The sequence below is a fragment of the Virgisporangium aurantiacum genome (assembly GCF_016863635.1).
GTDB classification, from domain to species: Bacteria; Actinomycetota; Actinomycetes; order Mycobacteriales; family Micromonosporaceae; genus Virgisporangium; species Virgisporangium aurantiacum.
Genome location: NZ_BOPG01000033.1, coordinates 184,696 through 202,920 on the forward strand (window position 1 = coordinate 184,696; position 18,225 = coordinate 202,920).

14 protein-coding genes are annotated in these 18,225 nt (G+C 72.1%); 6 read left to right on the forward strand and 8 right to left on the reverse strand.

Annotation, left to right across the window (positions count from 1 at the left end; translation table 11 throughout):
• Positions 1 to 33: 33 nt before the first annotated feature.
• On the reverse strand, positions 34 to 1,839 hold the full coding sequence (locus Vau01_RS26490; RefSeq protein WP_203997533.1) for a carbohydrate-binding module family 20 domain-containing protein: 1,806 nt from the start codon (positions 1,837 to 1,839) through the stop codon (positions 34 to 36).
• Positions 1,840 to 2,146: 307 nt separating this feature from the next.
• Positions 2,147 to 3,193, reverse strand: coding sequence for a LacI family DNA-binding transcriptional regulator (locus Vau01_RS26495; protein ID WP_203997536.1), 1,047 nt, complete (start codon positions 3,191 to 3,193; stop codon positions 2,147 to 2,149).
• Between the two features lie 130 nt (positions 3,194 to 3,323).
• Between Vau01_RS26495 and Vau01_RS26500 the strand changes: the two genes are divergently transcribed.
• Positions 3,324 to 5,342 carry an amidohydrolase family protein gene (locus tag Vau01_RS26500; protein ID WP_203997539.1) on the forward strand — a complete coding sequence of 673 codons (2,019 nt, stop codon included), beginning with the start codon at positions 3,324 to 3,326 and terminating at the stop codon, positions 5,340 to 5,342.
• Between the two features lie 50 nt (positions 5,343 to 5,392).
• On the opposite strand, the gene Vau01_RS26505 is transcribed toward Vau01_RS26500, so the two are convergent.
• Both Vau01_RS26505 and Vau01_RS26510 read right to left on the reverse strand, forming a co-directional pair.
• Positions 5,393 to 6,568, reverse strand: coding sequence for a WD40/YVTN/BNR-like repeat-containing protein (locus Vau01_RS26505; protein WP_203997542.1), 1,176 nt, complete (start codon positions 6,566 to 6,568; stop codon positions 5,393 to 5,395).
• Positions 6,565 to 7,050, reverse strand: a complete 486-nt coding sequence (locus Vau01_RS26510) for a sigma-70 family RNA polymerase sigma factor (RefSeq protein ID WP_203997545.1) — start codon at positions 7,048 to 7,050, stop codon at positions 6,565 to 6,567. The genes Vau01_RS26505 and Vau01_RS26510 overlap by 4 nt, the downstream gene beginning before the upstream one ends.
• A 315-nt stretch (positions 7,051 to 7,365) precedes the next feature.
• On the opposite strand from Vau01_RS26510, the gene Vau01_RS26515 reads away from it, so the two are divergent.
• Entirely contained in the window at positions 7,366 to 9,732 is a 2,367-nt protein-coding gene (locus tag Vau01_RS26515) for an ATP-binding protein (protein ID WP_203997548.1), read from the forward strand.
• On the opposite strand, the gene Vau01_RS26520 is transcribed toward Vau01_RS26515, so the two are convergent.
• Positions 9,729 to 10,730 carry a hypothetical protein gene (locus Vau01_RS26520; RefSeq protein WP_203997551.1) on the reverse strand — a complete coding sequence of 334 codons (1,002 nt, stop codon included), beginning with the start codon at positions 10,728 to 10,730 and terminating at the stop codon, positions 9,729 to 9,731. The two genes, Vau01_RS26515 and Vau01_RS26520, sit on opposite strands and share 4 nt — an antisense overlap.
• Positions 10,727 to 11,293, reverse strand: a complete 567-nt coding sequence (locus Vau01_RS26525; RefSeq protein WP_203997554.1) for an RNA polymerase sigma factor — start codon at positions 11,291 to 11,293, stop codon at positions 10,727 to 10,729. The genes Vau01_RS26520 and Vau01_RS26525 overlap by 4 nt, the downstream gene beginning before the upstream one ends.
• 95 nt (positions 11,294 to 11,388) lie before the next feature.
• On the opposite strand from Vau01_RS26525, the gene Vau01_RS26530 reads away from it, so the two are divergent.
• Positions 11,389 to 12,894 carry an MDR family MFS transporter gene (locus Vau01_RS26530; RefSeq protein ID WP_239151863.1) on the forward strand — a complete coding sequence of 502 codons (1,506 nt, stop codon included), beginning with the start codon at positions 11,389 to 11,391 and terminating at the stop codon, positions 12,892 to 12,894.
• Position 12,895: 1 nt separating this feature from the next.
• Here Vau01_RS26530 and Vau01_RS26535 read toward each other — a convergent pair whose 3' ends face one another.
• Positions 12,896 to 13,678 carry a hypothetical protein gene (locus tag Vau01_RS26535; protein ID WP_203997557.1) on the reverse strand — a complete coding sequence of 261 codons (783 nt, stop codon included), beginning with the start codon at positions 13,676 to 13,678 and terminating at the stop codon, positions 12,896 to 12,898.
• Positions 13,675 to 14,184: a SigE family RNA polymerase sigma factor gene (locus tag Vau01_RS26540; RefSeq protein ID WP_203997560.1), complete on the reverse strand. Its 510-nt coding sequence runs from the start codon at positions 14,182 to 14,184 to the stop codon at positions 13,675 to 13,677. The genes Vau01_RS26535 and Vau01_RS26540 overlap by 4 nt, the downstream gene beginning before the upstream one ends.
• A gap of 80 nt (positions 14,185 to 14,264) precedes the next feature.
• Between Vau01_RS26540 and Vau01_RS26545 the strand changes: the two genes are divergently transcribed.
• Genes Vau01_RS26545 through Vau01_RS26555 form a run of 3 tightly spaced genes read left to right on the forward strand, consistent with a single transcriptional unit; the run spans position 14,265 to position 18,150 of the window.
• Positions 14,265 to 15,104, forward strand: coding sequence for an ABC transporter ATP-binding protein (locus tag Vau01_RS26545; protein ID WP_203997563.1), 840 nt, complete (start codon positions 14,265 to 14,267; stop codon positions 15,102 to 15,104).
• The gene (locus Vau01_RS26550) at positions 15,101 to 16,075 is read left to right on the forward strand and encodes an ABC transporter substrate-binding protein (protein ID WP_203997565.1); all 975 of its coding nucleotides are present in this window, start codon (positions 15,101 to 15,103) and stop codon (positions 16,073 to 16,075) included. Before Vau01_RS26545 ends, Vau01_RS26550 begins: the two co-directional genes overlap by 4 nt.
• A gap of 8 nt (positions 16,076 to 16,083) precedes the next feature.
• Positions 16,084 to 18,150 (forward strand): iron ABC transporter permease, encoded by a 2,067-nt coding sequence (locus Vau01_RS26555; RefSeq protein WP_203997568.1) that lies wholly within the window; start codon positions 16,084 to 16,086, stop codon positions 18,148 to 18,150.
• The last annotated feature ends 75 nt before the right edge of the window (positions 18,151 to 18,225 follow it).

Genomic DNA, 18,225 nt, shown 5'->3' on the forward strand with positions numbered 1-18,225 from the left:
TCGGTTCACGAGGGCCGCCCCTCCGCCGGGCGGCTACCGCCAGGTGCTGGTCAGCGTCACGGCGGTGGTGGGTGTGTAGGTGCGGTTGGCGCCGGCCTCCCAGGTGACGGTGCCGTTCGGGTCCTTCTTGATGAGTTTGTATTCGATCGGCTGCCCGGTCGGTAGGGCGACCGTCGCCTTCCAGACGGGGTAGTCGGCGGCCGAGAGGGGCACGGCGTTCGCCGGATTCCACGAACCGAGTTCCGGGGTGGATCCGGCCACGAACACGTTCTGGCCGAACCATGTCGTCACGGTGGCGTGGAACGAGACGGCGACCGTGCCGCCGGGCGGGTTCGACGGGCCACCCGTGGTGCGCGCGTTCACGTGGAGCGCGACGCCGCGGTTGGCCGGGATCGTCGTGGTGAAACTTCCGCCGGACACCGCGATCACGCCGCCGGTGCAGGTGTTGTTGACGAACGTGCCGCGCGCGACGTTGCAGTAGTTGCCGTCCGGAAGGCTCGTGGCGAACGTGCGGGTCCACGCGCTGTCGGTGGCGTTGAAGGCGGCGTAGCCGCGGCTGCCGCGGGCGAACGCGAGGCGCCCGTTGCCGTCGGTCACCTGGTTCGCGATTCCGGTGCCGTCGGTGGCGTTGCGGAAGCTGGGCATGCCGGCGACCTGCTCGTTGCGGTGCTCGCAGATCCACTGCGTGCCGCAACTGGCGGCGTTCGTGGTGCCGTTCGACGAACTCGGCGGCCCCTGTGCATTCTGGCTGAACGCATAGCTCGACATGAGCTGCGGCGTGCCGTACGGATGGGCCATCATGAACGCGTCGGCGAGGTAGTAGCGGTCGCCGTTCTTGTAGGTGAGCGTCGGCGTCGACCGTTGGGTGTCGTGGTTGTCGACGAACACGACGGCCTGGCCGCCGGTGAGCCCGCCGTAGTTCTGCAGGTTGGCGAACTGCGCGATGTTGCCGCCCTGGAAGCCCGAGGACACGGCCCGCTGGTAGTCGAAGTTGGTGACCTTGCCCAGCGGCGCGTACGCGGTGTACGGAATGGTGCCGTCGCCGTACACCTCGTGGAAGATATCGGGACGCCCACCGAACTCGGGCACGTCGTGCAGCCGCGAGATGATGTCGGCGAGGTGCGCCTCCTGCACGTGCTTGGCGGCGTCCACCCGGAACCCGGCGACCCCGAGGTCGATCACGGAGTTCATGTACTTCGCTATCTTGCGGCGCACCTCCGGGTCGCCGGTGTTGAGGTCGGCGAGGTTCAGCAGTTCGCAGTCCTGCACCTCGGCCTTGTTGCCCCAGTTGCTGATCGCCGTGTAGCACGGGCCGAAGTCGGCGTACACGTAGCGGTCGCCGGAGCCGTCGTTGAACAGGTTCGGGTAGTCGTACTTGGTGTAGGGCGTACCCGCGCTACCCGGGCCGTTGCCGGCGGAGGCGGTGCCGGTCATGTGGTTCAGCACGACGTCCACATAGATCTTGACCCCGACGGCCCGGCAGCGCTGGATCATGTTGACGAACTCGGCGCGGGTTCCGCGCCGCGTCTGGTCGAGGCGGTAGGAGACGGGCTGGTAGTCCTGCCACCACGGGTAGGTGGCGCCTTCGGCGCTGGGCAGCACCACGTGCTCCTGCGGCGGCGACACCTGCACGCCGCCCCAGCCGTTGGGGCCGAGGGTGGTTTCGCACTCGCTCGCGATGGACGCCCACCGCCACTGGAAGAGATGGACGATCGACGTTCCGTTGGCGGTCGCGGCCCGCGCGGGCGTCGCGGTGGTGGCGGCGACAAGACCATAGGAGAGGACGAGGAGGGTGACGGCTGCCGCTGCCCAGGCGACAGCCCTTCTACGGATCGGCATGGCGGACTCCGAAGACAGGCGGGACAAGGCGGGAGGCCCCCGAAGAAAGTTGTTGCAAGATCTGCAACCTCTTTCAACCCCATGCCGAATCTAGCAACGTAAATACGTGCCGTGAACCCCCAAAGCCGAACACATTCACGCCAATGCCCGTGCGCCCCCTGAAAGAGGTTTCAGTCACTTCTCAGCCGCTCGCAGCCCGCCCGCAGGCAGCACGCGTCGATCTTGCAGTTGTGTCCGCTCAGAGACGGGGCAAAATACCGCGAAAGGGCGGGCACAACTGCAAGATCGACTTGGGTCTGGGGGCGGTCTATGCGGGGATGGAGCGGGGGCGTTGCGTGGACGGGCGTGCGGCGGCCGTCGAGGAGCGGACGATCAGGTCGGGGCGGTAGACGAACTCCGACCGCGGGGCGGCGTGGCCGTTGATCTCGTCGATCAGCGTGTTGACCGCGGCGACCGACATCGGGGAGACGGGTTGGCGGACCGTGGTCAGCGGGGGGTCGGTGAACGCGATCAACGGCGAGTCGTCGAAGCCGATCACGGACAGGTCGCCGGGAACGGTCAGACCTCGTTGGCGGGCGGCCCGGATCGCGCCCAGCGCCATGAGGTCTGACCCGCACACGATGCCGGTGACGCCGTCGTCGAGGAGGCGGGCCGCGGCGGCCTCGCCGCCCTCGACGCCGAACAGGGTGAGGGCGGTCATCGCGTCGAGTTCGTGGTCGGTGGCGTCGAGCAGACGGCGCATCGCGCCGCGGTAACCGGCGATCTTGCGTTGCACGGGGAGGAACCGTTCCGGGCCGGTGACCAGCCCGATCTTCTGATGGCCGAGCGCCACCAGGTGCGACACCGCGAGGTCGCCGGCCTCCCGGTCGTCGCAGGAGATGAACGGGGCCTCGATGCCCGGCATGTAGCCGTTGATCAGGACGATCGGCAGCGGGCGGCCGACCAGCTTGCGGTACCGCGCCGGGTCGGACGTGGTGTCGGCGTGCAGGCCCGACACGAAGATTATCCCGGAGACCTGCCGGTCGAGCAGCAGTTCGACGTACTCGTCCTCGGTGACGCCGCCCGGGGTCTGCGTGCACAGCACCGGCGTGTAGCCGCGGTGGGCCAGCGCCGACTCGATCGTCTGGGCGAACGCGGGGAAGATCGGGTTCTCCAGTTCGGGCACGACCAGCCCGACCAGTCCGGCGCTGCGCTTGCGCAGCCGCTCCGGCCGTTCATAGCCGAGGACGTCGAGCGCGGTGAGCACCGCCTGGCGCTTGTCGGGCGAGACGCCCGGCCGGTCGTTGAGGACCCGCGACACGGTGGCCTCGCTGACGTCGGCCTGCTGGGCGATGTCGGACAACCGTGCGCGCATAGTCCGGATGCTAACTGACTGAAAATCCAGGATCTTGACAGTCGCCGATGTCTGCGCGGAGTCTGTTTACCAGCCAGTAGCTTCCGGCAGCCGCCCGGTAGAAAGCCTCCCGCCGCCCAAGGGGGTACCCATGCGTCGTCGCCTTGCCAGGTCCACCGTCCTCGTACTGCTCGCACCCGTCGCCGCCGTCGTCGCCGCAAGCAGCCCGGCCGCCGCCGCCCCGATCACCGCCGCATCCGAGGCGCTCGACGGCGCCTGTGTCGCGCTCCGCGTCTTCGACGGCAACAACTCCGTCGGATACGTCGTGCGCGACGGCGACGGTTACAAATTCTCCGGGACGGCCACCGCCGCCACGCCGGTGCGCCTCGAAGCCACCCAGCTCAACCGGTACGAGCTTCTCGACAACCGGGGCCAGCCGCTGTACCAGAGCATCGTCGGCTTCATCCTGGCCGGCGGAGCGTACGGCGACCGCGCCGATTACACCGTCGCCAAGTCCGGGAGCCGGTACAAGTTCACCGCCACGGCCACCGGCCAGGCCATGGGGTCGTTCCTGTGGCGCCTCGGCTCCGGGAACTCGAACAACTCGGTCGAGCTCACGACGTCCAATAACTGTTTTTCCCAGCCCGACATCGCCACCGCCGTGAGCGGCACCGCGGCGCCCGGCGTCGACAGCGCCGGCCGCCTCGTGGGGACGATCGACGCGCACGCCCACATCACCGCCGGCGCCGCCTTCGGTGGCCAGCTGCACTGCGGCGACGCGTGGGCGTCCGGCGGCGTCGAGGTGGCGCTGAAGGGATGCTCGACGCACCAGAGCCTGAACCTCGGCGCGCTGTTCGAGGCGATCGTCGGCGGAACCGACGCGGTCGACTCGCGCGAAGACGGCTGGCCGACGTTCGGCGACTGGCCGCAGCCCAACTCGTTGCTGCACGAGCAGTCGTACTACCGGGGGATCGAGCGGTCCTGGCGGTCGGGCCAGCGGGTGATGAACGCGCTGCTGGTCGCGAACCGCGTCATCTGCGAGCTGTTCCCGTACCGCGACACGTCGTGCGACGAGATGGAACAGCTCCGCGCGCAGTCCCGGTACCTCACCTCGATGCAGGACTACATCGACGCGCAGAGCGGCGGCGCCGGCAAGGGCTGGTTCCGCATCGCCACCACCCCGGCGCAGGTTCGAAGCATTGCGGCGCAGGGGAAGCTCGCGGTGATCGTCGGGGTCGAGAACTCCGAGCTGTTCGGCTGCCGCGAAGGCGCGTCCGGTTGCACCACCGCGGCGATCGACGCGGGTCTCAACGAACTGCAGGCGATGGGCGTCTCGGGCATCTACCCGGTGCACAAGTTCGACAACGCGTTCGGCGGCACGAGGTTCGACTCCGGTACGCAGGGCGCCGCGGTGAACGTCGGGCAGTTGCTGAGCACCGGGCACTGGTGGCAGGCGACGTCGTGCACCGGGCCGTCGGACAACGAGCAGCCGATCACGAGTGACGACATCGCGCGGCTGCTCGGGCTCGGCGGGATCAACCTGCCGCCCGGCACGATCCTCCCGGTCTACCCGAGCGGGAAGATCTGCAACATCCGCGGCCTCACCGACCTCGGCCGCTACCTGGTCCAGAAGATGATGGACCGCGGCATGGTCATCCACATCGACCACATGAGCGTGAAGACGGCGCAGGCCGTGCTCGACATGGCCGACGCGGCCGACTACCCGGGCCTGGCCTCCGCGCACTCCTGGTCGGACCCGACGCTCATCAACCGGATGATCGGGCTCGGCGGCTTCGTGGCCACCATCGCCGAGAAGCCCGGTGACTTCGTCGCCGAGTGGCGGGCCAACCGGTCGTCGTCCAACGGCGGTTCGATGACGGGCTACGGCTTCGGCAGCGACGTCAACGGGTTCCACCTCCAGCCGGAACCGCGCACCGGCGCCCCGCTGGCGTACCCGTTCACCGCGCTCAACGGCACCACCGTGAGCCGGCAGACGTTCGGGTCGCGCACGTTCGACCTGAACACCGACGGCGTCGCCCAGTACGGCCTCTACGCCGACTGGTCCGTCGACCTCGTCGGACAGGCGGGCGGCGACGGTGCGGCGCTGCGGCAGCAGCTGATGAGCGGCGCCGAGGCGTACACGAGGATGTGGGAGCTGGCCCGGGCCTGAGCCGCACGTTGAGCGAGGCCGCCCCAACCGGGGCGGCCTCGCACCGGCGTCTAGCGGGGTGGCGGGATCTCGTACCAGCCGGTGCCGTCGTACACCTGCGTCGTTTTCTCGCTGTCGGTCCCGTAGGCCAGCCCACGCCCGAGACCCCCCGACGAGGGCCTCGAGAGGGGGATCGTCGCCGGCCCGGTGAAGGTCTTGCCGCGGTCCGTGCTGACCCACCCGTCCATTCCGGCGAGCACGCCGGCGAGCACGATCAGTTCTCCCGTCGCGGTCTGCGTGACGCCGATGGGCGACTCCATCGGCAGCGTGCGCCAGGTCCAGTCCTGCCCGCCGTTGTCGGTGCGGTAGAGGTCCATGCCTGTGCTCGTCAACCTCTCGAAGTAGGCCTTGCGCGGCCCGGTGGGTACGAGGTTCCCGCCATGCTTCAGGGGCAGGTCGAACGGTTCCGACCAGGTGCGCCCCCGGTCGTTGCTGCGCGCGGCCCGCAGCTTGCGGCCCGAGTTCGGCGTCTCCTTCTCGACCACCCAGATGGTGTCCGGGTCGGCCCAGTCCGCCTCGCGGTACTGCTTGAACGGCGGGTCCGTGCGGAGTGTCAGCAACCCGCCGGTGTCGGGGTCGACCGCACGGGGCCGGTCGCATCCCGACTCACATTCCAGCGTCGTATCCGGCCGACCCGGCGGGAACGCGCCGACCTCACGGTCGGCGGGCGCGGGGGTCCAGGTGCGGCCGGCGTCGGTGGTGAACCAGCCGCGGCCCGCGATCGCGACCCGGTAGGTGGCGGCATCGAGGACCGTCTGCTCGAACGGCACATCGGTGCTGGGATTGCAGTCCGCCAGCGGCGGCGGGCCGCCGGGAGTGGTCCAGGTGCGGCCGGAGTCGGTGGTGAGTTGAACCACGACGGCGCAACCGGTCTGGCCGAATGAGACGGCGGTTGTGCGGTCGAGCACGGTCATGAACCGGTGGAACCGGGGCGGGCTGGGCAGGGGCGGGCTCGTGTACGTCTGCGTCGGGCGCGGCTGGGGAAGGTCGGTGATGGCCGGCGGCTCCGGATGTCCCGAGCCCAACGGGAGCGCCAGCGTCGCGGCGGCCACCGTCGAAGCGACGGCCGCGGCGCCGGTCACCCACCGCCGGCGCTTCCGCCGGCGCGCGGTCCGGGCCAGGTCGGCCAAGGGCGGTGGACGCAGGTGCGCGGCCACGACCTCGGGATCGAGCGGGGTGAGCGTCATGCCGGCTCCCTCTCTTTCAGGTGACCCGCGAGCGCGGCCCGCCCCCGCGACAGGCGCGACTTGACCGTCCCCACCGAGACGTCGAGCGTGCGGGCCACCTCCTCCACGGGCAGGTCGGCCAGGTAGTGCAGCGCGATGGCGTCGCGCTGGGCCCGGGGCAGCCGGCGCAGCGCGGTCATCAGCATCACGTGGTCGGGCGACAGGTCCGGCACCACGGCCGGCGGCCCCTGGCGGCGCAGCACGGTGTCGAACAACCGGCGCCGCCGGTGCCGGGTCCGGGCCACGTTGACCGCGACCCGCCGCAGCCACGACTCCGGGTTCTCGAGCGCGGCGGCCCGGCGCGGGTCGCCCAGGAGCCGGACGAACGCCTCCTGCACCGCTTCCTGGGCTTCGCCGAGATCACCGGTGACCGCGTACAACTGCACGACGAGCCGCCGGTAGCTGCTGGCGTAGATCTCGGCCACCTGAGCCGGTGGATCCATCGGTCGCTCCCTCCGTCACCACATCCCACTCGCGGGAGCGGCAGAAGGTTCCCGGAAGGTTCCGGGAACGCCAAGGGAGAGCGAGGCAGGGGTCCCGCACGACGTCGCGAACGCCCGATTGCCTGGCTGAGCCGGTTATCGACGGCTCATTGTCCGCCAGGCAACAGGCCCCCGTTGCGCACGACGCCGACGGGACCCGGGGTACGGCCCGATCCGGGGCGGTCCCCGACGACTACGGTGGCGGACAGTGACGTCGCCGCCCAGGGTTTTCATCGGCACTTGGTCGGCACTTCGGCGTCGCCGAGGGAGGTGGCCGTGTTTGGTGACGTGGTCCGGGGGGAGCGGCGGCGGCTCGGCCTGTCGCAGGAGGAGCTCGCCGAGCGGACCGGCATCGGCGTGCGCAGCATCGGGAAGATCGAGGCCGGGCGGATCGCGAACCCCCGGCCGGCCACCGTGCGGCGGCTGGCCGACGCGTTCGGGCTCACCGGCGACGAGCGGGACCGGTTCTGCTCCGCCGCCACCGTCACCGCCGATGCGACCCCCGCGGCCGGCGCGCCGGCCACCGCGACCAGGATCCCGCCGGCCCGGCGGGTGACGCCGGCCCAACTGCCGGCCGACGTCGCCCGGTTCACCGGCCGGCAGGCCCAGCTCGACCGGCTCACCGCCGCGCTCGACGCAGCGGCCGGCGCCAACGCAGCGGCGGCCGGCACGGCCGCCGCCAACGAAGGCTCAGCGGCCGGCACGGCCGGCGCCGACCAAGGTGCCGCCGACCGGCACCCGGCCGCCGTGGTGATCAGCGCGATCGCCGGAACCGCCGGCATCGGCAAGACGGCGCTCGCGGTCCACTGGGCGCACCGGGTCCGCCACCGGTTTCCGGACGGCCAGCTCTACGTGAACCTGCGCGGGTTCCACCCCAGCGGCGTCGTGATGGACCCGGCCCAGGCGATCCGGGCGCTGCTGGAGGCGCTCGACGTCCCCCGTCCGCGGATACCGGCCGACCTCGATGCGCAGGCCGCGCTGTACCGCAGCGAACTCGCCGACCGGCGGATGCTCGTGGTGATCGACAACGCCCGCGACGCCGAGCAGGTCCGCCCCTTGCTGCCGGGTGCGCCCGGGTGCTTCGTGCTGGTGACCAGTCGCAGCCAGCTGACCAGCCTGGTCGCCGTCGAGGGCGCCCACCCGCTGACCCTCGACCTGCTCACCGAGGGTGAGGCGGAGCAACTGCTGGCGAGCCGGCTCGGTGCCGACCGCCTGGCCGCCGAACCGGGCGCGGTCGCCGAGATCGTGACGCGGTGCGCCCGCCTGCCGCTGGCCCTGGCCATCGTCGCCGCGCGGGCGGCGACCAATCCGCAGTTCCCGCTGCGGGCCATCGCCGACGAGCTGCGCGGGCTCGACGCGCTCGCCGACGAGGACCCGTCGGGCGACATCCGGGCGGTGTTCTCCTGGTCGGTCGCCACGCTGACCCCGGCGGCGGCGCGGATGTTCCGGCTGCTGGGGCTGCACCCGGGTCCCGACATCTCCGCGGCGGCGGCCGCGAGCCTGGCCGGCGAGCGGCACGTACGGCCGATGCTCGCCGAGCTGACCCGCGCGCACCTGGTCGTCGAGGCCGTGCCGGGCCGGTACACGCTGCACGACCTGCTCCGCGCGTACGCCGCGGAACTGGCGACGAACGAGGAGTCCGAGGTCGAGCGGCACGCGGCGGCGCTGCGGATGTTCGACCACTACGTGCACACGGCCCACGCCGCCGACCGCCTGGTCGACCCGCACCGCGACGCCAGCGCACCGCCGGCACCCGCGAACGGGGTGACGCCGGAGCCGTTGGCCGACCACCAGCAGGCGCTGGCCTGGTTCACCGCCGAGCAGGTCGTGCTCTACAACGCCGTGCGGCACGCCGCCGCGTCCGGGTTCGACGCGCACGCCTGCCAGCTGGCCCGCCGGACCGCCGAGTTCCTCGACCGGCGCGGGCACTGGCGCGACTCGGTCGAGACGCAGCACGTCGCGCTGGCGGCCGCGCGGCGACTCGGTGACCTGCCGGCGCAGGCCGAGACGCACCGGGTGCTGGCCCGGGCGCACACCCGGCTGGGCGACTACGACGATGCGCACGTCCACTACCGGCTCGCCCTCGACGTCTACACCGCGGCCGGCGACGAGGCCGGCCAGGCGCATACGCACAACAGCATCGCCGACGTGTGTGAGCGCCAGGACCGCTACCAGGATGCGCTCGACCACGCCCGGATGGCCCTCGACCTGCACCGCGGCCTGGGTCACCGGCGCGGGGAGGCGGCGGCGCTGAACGCCGTCGGCTGGTACCAGGCCCAGCTCGGCGACCACCGGCCCGCGCTGGAGTCGTGCGAACAGGCCCTGCGGCTGCTGGAAGAGCTGGGGGACCGGTACGGGCAGGCCGCCACGTCGGACAGCCTCGGGTACGTGCACGACCGGCTCGGCCACCACGACCGGGCGCTCGACTGCTACCGGCACTCGCTCGAGCTGTTCCGCGATCTCGGCGACCGGTACTGGGAGGCCACCCTGCTCACCCGCATCGGCGAGACGCACCGCGCGATGGGTGACACCGACGCGGCCCGCGCGGACTGGCAGCACGCGCTGACGATCCTCGACGACCTGGCCCACCCGGACGCCGAACAGGTCCGGGTGGGCCTCCAGAAACTGGACGACCGCCTTTAAGGCAGGTCGCCGATGTTGTCGACGATGCCGCCCCGGCCGCGGACCTGCAGCCGGAACACGTCACCGGCCTTGATGTGCCGCGTCGCGTCGAGCGACTCGGCGACGTGGTCGGCGAAGGCCACCAGGCGCTCGCCGATCATGGCGTACGTCGTCGGGTCGAACAGCATGTCCTGCCTGAGGTAGTCCTCCTGGTGGAAGGTCAGCGCGATCGCCGGGCGCCCGTCGAGGTTGGCGGCGTCCGGGTCGATCTGGACGCCGGGTTGGCGGGCCAGCCACCGGTAGATCGCCGCCTCGACGACCGGCGGCAGGACGCAGTACATGAGCAGCGCCTCGACATTGGCGTCGACCGACTTCGGCGCGATCTTCCACGCGTCGAACTTCTCCGGGGTGTCGAGCCCGAAGAGGGCGGCGCAGGGGTAGGTGACGTACTGGATCCGGCGTGCCTGCTCGATCGTGTTGATCCGGCCGCCGTTCTCCCGCGCACTGATGACCTGGCCGTCGACCCGGTTCCAGTGCTCCCGGCGCAGGGTTTCGGTCTTGCCGGGCACCAGCGCGCCGTTCGGCTCGGCGTCGGAGATCTCCCGCTGGTTCACGGTGGCGATGACCTCGACGTACATGAACTGGTCAGGACGCGGCGTGACCCACGGCCGCCGGCCCGCCGCCCAGGCCACGTTCTCGAGGAACTCCGCGGCGCCGGCCGGCCTGGCGTACGGCGGCGCGGCGGCGGGGGTGGCGGCGTCGGCCGCCGGCCGGCCGGTCGCCTGCCCGGTGCCGCGCGGCTCATCGTCCGTCACCGTGCTTATGACAACGACACCCACCGCGACCGCCGCCGCGGCCGTGACCACCGCGGTGGCGCGGAGCGCCCAGTGCGACCGCCGGCGGACCGGCCCCGGGTTGCTGATCCGGTCGAGCAGCGCCGACCGGGCCCGGTCGTGGGCCGTCGCGGACGGCAGCTCGTCGGGTCCGAACACGTCGTGAAGGACATCGATCTCGTTCATAGCGCGTCTTCCTCTCCCAGTGCCGTGCGCATCTCCCGCCGCGCCCGGTGCAACCGCGACCGGACCGTGCCGGCCGGAACGTCGAGCGCCGTCGCCACCTCGGGCTGGCTGAGGCCGGCCCAGGCGACGAGCAGCAGTACGTCGCGATCGGGCCCGGCGAGCCGGGCCAGCGCCGCCGCCAGCAGCCCCCGCGCGGTGGCGGCGTCGAGCCGGCCGGCGACGTCGATCTCCGCGGCGGGCCGCTCGGGCGGAACCTTCGACATCGCCCGGTACCGCCGCGACTCCGCCCGACCGTGCCGGGCGATCAGGTTCGAGGCGATGCCGTACAGCCACGGCCCGGCGTCGGGCCGGGCCGGGTCGTAGCCGGCGAGCCGGCTGAACGCGACGAGGAACGTCTCGGACGCCACGTCCTCGGCCAGGTCGCGACCGAGCCGCCGGGCCGCGTACGCGTAGATCCGTGCGTAATGTCGGTCGAACACCACCGCGAACCGCTCTGGTGACCGGCGGGCGGCGGCGATCAGTTCGGCGTCGGTGCGCATCCTCACGTCGACGTCTGTCTCCATCGGCTGTCACCATCCTTCCGACGCTTCTTCGCCGTCGGGGCCGGAAGTGTTCGCGCCGACTTGTTGCCGGGTGCCCGACGAGCGATCTTGGAGACGTGACGACGACGAAAGCGGCCGGGGTCGGCTTCCGGTCCGACCGGGGGCCGGTGCTGGCCGCCATCATGCTCTGCACCGGTCTGGTGGCGCTGGACTCGACGATCATCGCCACCGCCGTGCCGTCGATCGTCCGCGACCTGGGCGGATTCTCGCAGTTCCCGTGGCTCTTCTCGATCTACCTGCTCACGCAGGCGGTCACCGTGCCGCTGTACGGGAAGTTCGCCGACTCGGTCGGGCGCAAGCCGGTGATGTTCCTCGGCATCGGGCTGTTCCTGGCCGGGTCGGTGCTGTGCGGGATCGCCTGGAGCATGCCGGCGCTGATCGTGGCGCGCGCCGTGCAGGGGCTGGGCGCGGGCGCGGTGCAGCCGATGAGCATGACCATGGTCGGCGACATCTACTCGGTGGCGGAGCGGGCCCGGGTGACGGGCTACCTCGCCAGCGTCTGGGCGATCTCGGCGGTCGTCGGCCCGACGCTGGGCGGGGTGTTCGCCGAGTACCTGTCCTGGCGGTGGATCTTCTTCGTCAACCTGCCGCTGGGCGCGATCGCCGCCTGGACGCTGGCCCGCCGGTTCCGGGAGAACGTCGTCCGCAGCCGGCACCGCGTCGACTACCTCGGCGCCGCGCTGCTCACCGCCGGGTTCTCGCTGGTCATCCTCGGCCTGCTGGAGGGCGGGGTCCGGTGGGCGTGGGCCTCGGTGCCGAGCGTGGCGATCCTCACCGCCGGCGGCCTGTTGCTGGTGGCGTTCGTGCTGGTCGAGCGCCGGGCGGCGGAACCGGTGCTGCCGCTGTGGGTGGTGAGCCGGCGCGTCCTGGGCGGAGCCAACCTCGCCTCGCTCGTGGTCGGCGCGCTGCTGATCGGGCTCAGTTCGTACCTGCCCACGTACGCGCAGGGGGTGCTGGGCGCGGGTCCGCTGGTGGCCGGGTTCGCGCTGGCCGCCCTGACCATCGGCTGGCCGATCGCGGCGAGCCTCAGCGGGCGGTTCTACCTGCGGATCGGCTTCCGCAACACGTCGCTGATCGGCGTGTCGATCGTCATCGTCGCGGCGGTGTTCGCCGCGCTGCTCACCGCCGGGTCACCGATCTGGGTGGCGGCCTGCGCGGCGTTCGTGATGGGCCTCGGCCTGGGCCTCACCACCAGCCCGACGATCGTGGCGGCGCAGTCGGTGGTCGGCTGGGACCGGCGGGGCGTGGTGACCGCCTCCAACATGTTCGCCCGGTCGCTGGGCAGCGCGGTCGGCGCCGCCATCTTCGGCGCGATCGCCAACGCGACGCTGGCCGCCCGGTTCGCCGACCCGCCGGGGGAGGTCGCGGGGCAGGTGCCGAGGGACCTGTCCGCCGACAACCTGATCCTCGACGCGGGGTCCGGCCCGGCGGGCGAGTTCGTCCGGGAGTCCCTGTTCGCCGCCAGCCACCACGTCTTCCTCGGGCTGGTCGGGCTCGCGGTGGTCGGGCTGGTCGCGATCCTGCTGCTGCCGCGTCGCACCGAGCCGTTGACGTTCGACTGAGCTACCGGTACGGCGTGCCCAGTTTCGCGTCGATGGCGGCCAACACCGCGGTGATCGGGTCGGCGACGGCTGGAACGCACTTGTGCCGGTGGAGGATCAACGCCCGGGCGGTGCCGTCCGGAGAGTGGACGAAGACGACGTCGATCTGCCACGGCGGCGGCGCCACTGGCCCGGGCGAGCAGGAGCCCGACGGGGAGGCCGTGGGCACGCTCGGCGCGCTGCCCGATGCCCAGGGCGGCCCGTCGCTCGATGCCCAGGGTGGATACGGCTGGGTGGTGGTGACGAGGGCGTTCCGGAACGTCGTCACGTCAGCGACGTCGGGCCCGGCGATCAACGCGTTCCCGCCCTCGCTCAGGTCGAACGTGGTCTGGGAGTAGCGGCACAGCGTCACCGCGGAGATCTCCGGCAGCCGTCCGCCGACGAACGCCTCGACCAACGGCAGGCGCCGGAACGCGACGGCCGGCGGGCAGGTGCCCGGGCCGGGCATCGGGAAGTCCTTCGGCGGATCACTGTGTGGTGGCGGCGGCACGGGCGGCCCCGGCCGGTTGCTCACCGGGCCCGTTCCGGAGGACGCGGGGCCCGCCCCGAAGGGTCCCGGGTCGGCCGGGGTGAGCACCGCGATCGTGGTGCCGATCGTCACCACCGAGGCGAGCGCGGCGAGGGCGGTGCCGGTCACGGTCATCCGCCGGCGGGCGGCCGCCCGGCCCCGGATCGCGGCCAGCCGGTCGGGCGGCGCCGGAAGCGGCGGCACCACGTCCAGCAGGGTCTGCTTGATGTCGTTCATCGAACGCCCTCCTCGGCGACGTGTGGATCGAGCCGCAGTGCGGCGAGGGCCCGGCCGGCCTGCACCCGCACCGTCGCCGGCGAGCAGCCCAGGAGGCTCGCGGTCTCCGCGACCGAGAGGTCCTCGACGTAGCGCAGCACCACCACGGCCCGCTGCTGCCGGCTCAGCCCGGCCAGCGCCCGCCGGATCGCGTCGCGGTCCGCGGTTCGACCGGCGAGTTCACCCGGTGCGGTCGGGTCGGGCGGCGCCTCCGTCGGAACCTCGAACCGCCAGTGACGCCGTTGCCAGGACAGGAACTTCGTGACGAGCACCCGCCGCACGTACGCCTCGGGGTGGCCGCCCGCGACGATCCGCCGCCACTTCGGCCACACCACGGCGAGCGCCGTCTGGAGCAGGTCCTCGGCCCGACCGGCGTCGCCGGTCAGGAGCCACGCGGTGCGCAGGAGGTGCGGCGACCGGTTGGCGACGAAACCCGCGAAGTCGTCGTCGGGAGTCGATGCACTCACACCTGTCAAACGCCGTGGGCGGGCCGGAAGGTAAACAACCGGCTTTTACAAGTCTAGTTAGGCTAGGCTAACCTTCACCCGTGCGGGACGATGATCGACGGGACGGCCTCCGCGGCGAGCGGTTGACGCTCGGCTACCACGGCGCGCCGGTGGTGCACGAGGCCTCCATCACCGTGCCGGCGGGCGCGGTCACCGCGCTGGTCGGCCCGAACGGCAGCGGCAAGTCGACGCTGCTGCGGGCGCTCGCCCGGCTGCACCGGCCGGCCGGCGGCGACGTCCGGTTCGACGACGGGTCGTCGGCGCTCGCGCTGCCGGCCAGGGACTTCGCGAAGCGGGTCACGCTGCTGGCGCAGAGCCGGCCGACGCCCGGCGGGGTCACCGTCCACGACGTGGTCGGCTACGGCCGGCACCCCTACCGCGGCCGCTGGCGCGGCTTCCGGGAGAACCCGGATCCCGACGGCGTGCGCGCCGTCGCCTGGGCGATGGACGTCACCGGCCTCACGTCGATGGCCGACCGCCCGGTCGACGAGTTGTCCGGCGGCGAACTGCAGCGCGTCTGGCTGGCCACGTGCCTCGCGCAGGACACCGGGGTCCTGCTCCTCGACGAGCCGACGACGTTCCTCGACCTCCGGTACCAGGTGGAGATCCTCGACCTGGTGCGCGATCTCGCCGACGAGCACGGGGTCGCCGTCGGGATCGTCCTGCACGACCTGAACCAGGCCGCGGCCGTCGCCGACCGGGTGGTGCTGCTGCACCGCGGGAAAGTCATGGCCGCGGGTGACCCGGCCGACGTCCTCACACCGGAGCGGCTGACCACGGCGTACGGCATCGAGGTCGACGTCGTGGTCGACCCGGAGACCGGGCTGGTCACCACCCGGCCGGTCGGCCGGCACACCAAGATCAAAGGAAGAGCGACATGAAACGTGTTCTGGCCGCCGTCCTGGCCGGCGCTTTACTGCTGACCGGCTGCGGCACCACCGAGGAGCCGGTGAAGAAGGGTGACACCACGACCGACCCCGGCGGCCCGGTCACCTACACCGACGCCCGCGGCAAGACGGTGACGTTGAAGGCGCCGGCGACCAAGGTGGTCAGCCTGGAGTGGGGCGAGACCGAGATGCTGGTGAGCCTCGGCGTGCAGCCGGTCGGCGCCGCCGACACCAAGGGCTACACCACCTGGAACACGGCCGCGAAGCTCGACGCGTCGGTGAAGGACGTGGGCATGCGCGGCGAGCCGAGCGTCGACTCGATCGCCGCCCTCCAGCCCGACCTCATCGTGATGGAGCAGGACTCGACCGCCGCGGTCATCGATCAACTGGAGAAGTTCGCGCCGGTGCTCGTCGCCAAGGGCAGCGACGCGAGCCGCAACCTCGACCGCATGCGCGACGACTTCGCCCTGATCGCCGCCGCCGTCGGCAAGGCCGACGAGGCGAATAAGGTTCTCGACGACTTCGACAGGGCCCTCGCCGACGGCAAGAAGAAGATCGACGCCGCCGGAGCCGCGGGGAAGAGCTTCGCGATCGCCGACGGCTGGAAGGAAGGCAGCACGGTCAACATCAGGATGTTCGGCCAGGGTGCGCTCGTCTCCCAGCTCGGCATCCGGCTCGGCCTGAAGAACGTCTGGACCGGCAAGGTCGACGAGGCGTGGGGCCTGGGCCAGACCGACGTCGAGGGCATGAACGTCCTCAAGGACGCCGACCTGCACTTCTTCTACAACGCCTCCGACGGCGACGACGTGTTCGCGCAGGGCCTGGCCGGCAACGCGATCTGGGACTCGCTGTCGTTCGTGCAGAAGAAGCAGCTGCACAAGATGCCGAACGGGATCTGGACGTTCGGCGGCCCGGCGTCCTGCAAGCAGTACATCGAGCAGCTCGTCAAGGTCTACGCCCCTTGAGCCAGGTCATGGAAAGGGCGACCCCGGTCGCCCTTCCACCCGTTCGACCGGTGCGGGTCACCGGGCTCGCGATCGGCGCGGTGACCGTCGTGCTGGTGCTCGCCCTGATCCACCTGACCCAGGGCACCAGCGACCTCGGCGCGCTCGACCTGGTCCGCTGGATCTTCGGCGCTTCCGATGAAGATGCGGCGAAGATCCTCGTCGCCGCCCGGCTGCCGCGGTTGCTCGCCGGCGTCGCGGTCGGCGTCGCGCTGGGCTTCGCCGGCGCCACGCTGCAGTCGCTGGCCCGCAACCCGCTGGCCTCGCCCGACACACTCGCCGTCAACGCCGGCGCGCACCTGACCGTGGTGGCGGCGGCCGCGTTCGGGCTCTCCCTGCCGATCCTGCCGTCGGGCGGGCTGTCGTTCGTCGGCGGGCTGCTGGCGGCCGTCTTCGTGCTCATGCTCTCGGCCGGCGGCGCGTCCGGCCCGGCCCGGCTCATCCTCGCCGGCACCGCGACCGCGTTCGCGCTGAACGCGCTGACCGTGCTGTTGATGCTGCTGTTCCAGCGGGAGACCGTCGGCTTCTACGCGTGGGGCAACGGCACGCTGGTGCAGGGCGACTACGACGCCGTCGTGCAGACCGCGCCGGTCATCGCGCTCGCCGCGCTCGGCTGCCTGATCCTGGGCCGGCGCCTCGACATCCTCGCCCTCGGCGACGACACCGCCACCGTCCTCGGCCTGCACGTGCGGCGCACGCGGCTGATCGGCACCGTGCTCGCCGTGCTGCTGTCCACCGCCGCGGTCACCATCGCCGGCCCGGTCGGCTTCGTCGGGCTGTGCGCGCCGGTGATCGTGCGGCTGCTCGCCCGCGCCGTGCCCGGACTGCACCGGCACCGGCTGCTCATGCCGTTCTCGGCGGTCGCCGGCATCGTGATCGTGATCGGCTCCGACATCCTGCTGCGGTCGGTGCTCGGCGCCCAGGCCGGCGTCGACGTGCCCACCGGCGTCGTCACGTCGTTGTTCGGCGCGGTCGTCCTGGTGTGGCTGGCGCGCGGCCACCGCGAGGCGCGGCCGTCGTCGACCCACCTGGCCAGGGTGCGGTCGGCGCGGTTCGTCGCGGTCGTCCTGGTCGTCGCGGTCGTTCTGGTTCCGGTGGTCACCGTGGTCGGTCTGCTTGCGGGTGACGCGTGGCTGCTGGGCGGTGACGTCGTGAACTGGCTGGCCGGCCGCTCCGGCCCGGCGGTGACGTACGTGCTCGACCAGCGGTACCCGCGCGTGCTCGCCGCGCTGCTGGCCGGTGCGGCCCTGGCGGTCGCCGGTACCACGGTGCAGGCGGTGTGCCGCAACCCGCTGGCGGAGCCGGGGATCCTCGGCGTCACCGCGGGTGCGGGCGTCGGCGCGGTGGCCTTGATCACCACGGTTCCGGCCGTGAGCGTGTGGGCGATGACCGGCGTGGCCGGTGCCGGCGCGCTGGTCGCGTTCGCGATCGTCTACGGCCTGGCCTGGCGCGGCGGCCTCGACTCCGACCGGCTGATCCTGATCGGCTTCGGCGTCTTCACCGCGGGCACTGCGATCATCACGTTCATCATCATCGCGACCGACCCCTGGAACACCGGCAAGGCGCTCACCTGGCTCTCCGGCTCCACCTACGGGCGCACGGCGCTGCAGGTGCTGCCGGTCGCCATCGGTCTCGTCGTCCTGACCCTCCTGCTGGCCGGCTCGGTGCGCCGCCTCGACCTGCTCGCCCTCGACGACGACACGCCGCGGGTGCTGGGCGTCCACCTGGAACGCGTCCGGTTGCTGACGCTCACCGCGGCCGCCCTGCTCACCTCGACGGCGGTCGCGGCGATCGGCGTGGTCGGCTTCGTCGGCCTGATCGCGCCGCACGCCGCGCGCGCCCTGGTCGGTGGACGGCACAGCCGGGTGCTGCCGGCGGCGGCGCTGCTCGGCGCGCTGCTGGTGAGCGTCGCCGACACGGTCGGCCGGACGGTGATCGCCCCGGCCCAGATCCCGGCGGGGCTGGCGACGGCGATGATCGGCACGCCGTACTTCATCTGGCTGCTGTGGCGAACGCGGGTCCGCCCCGTCGGCTGATCCGTAGACGACGCTCGTTTGGGTATTCGCGCCCCCGGCGCAAGTCGACGCTTGCAGGCACGCCTGGCGGAAACG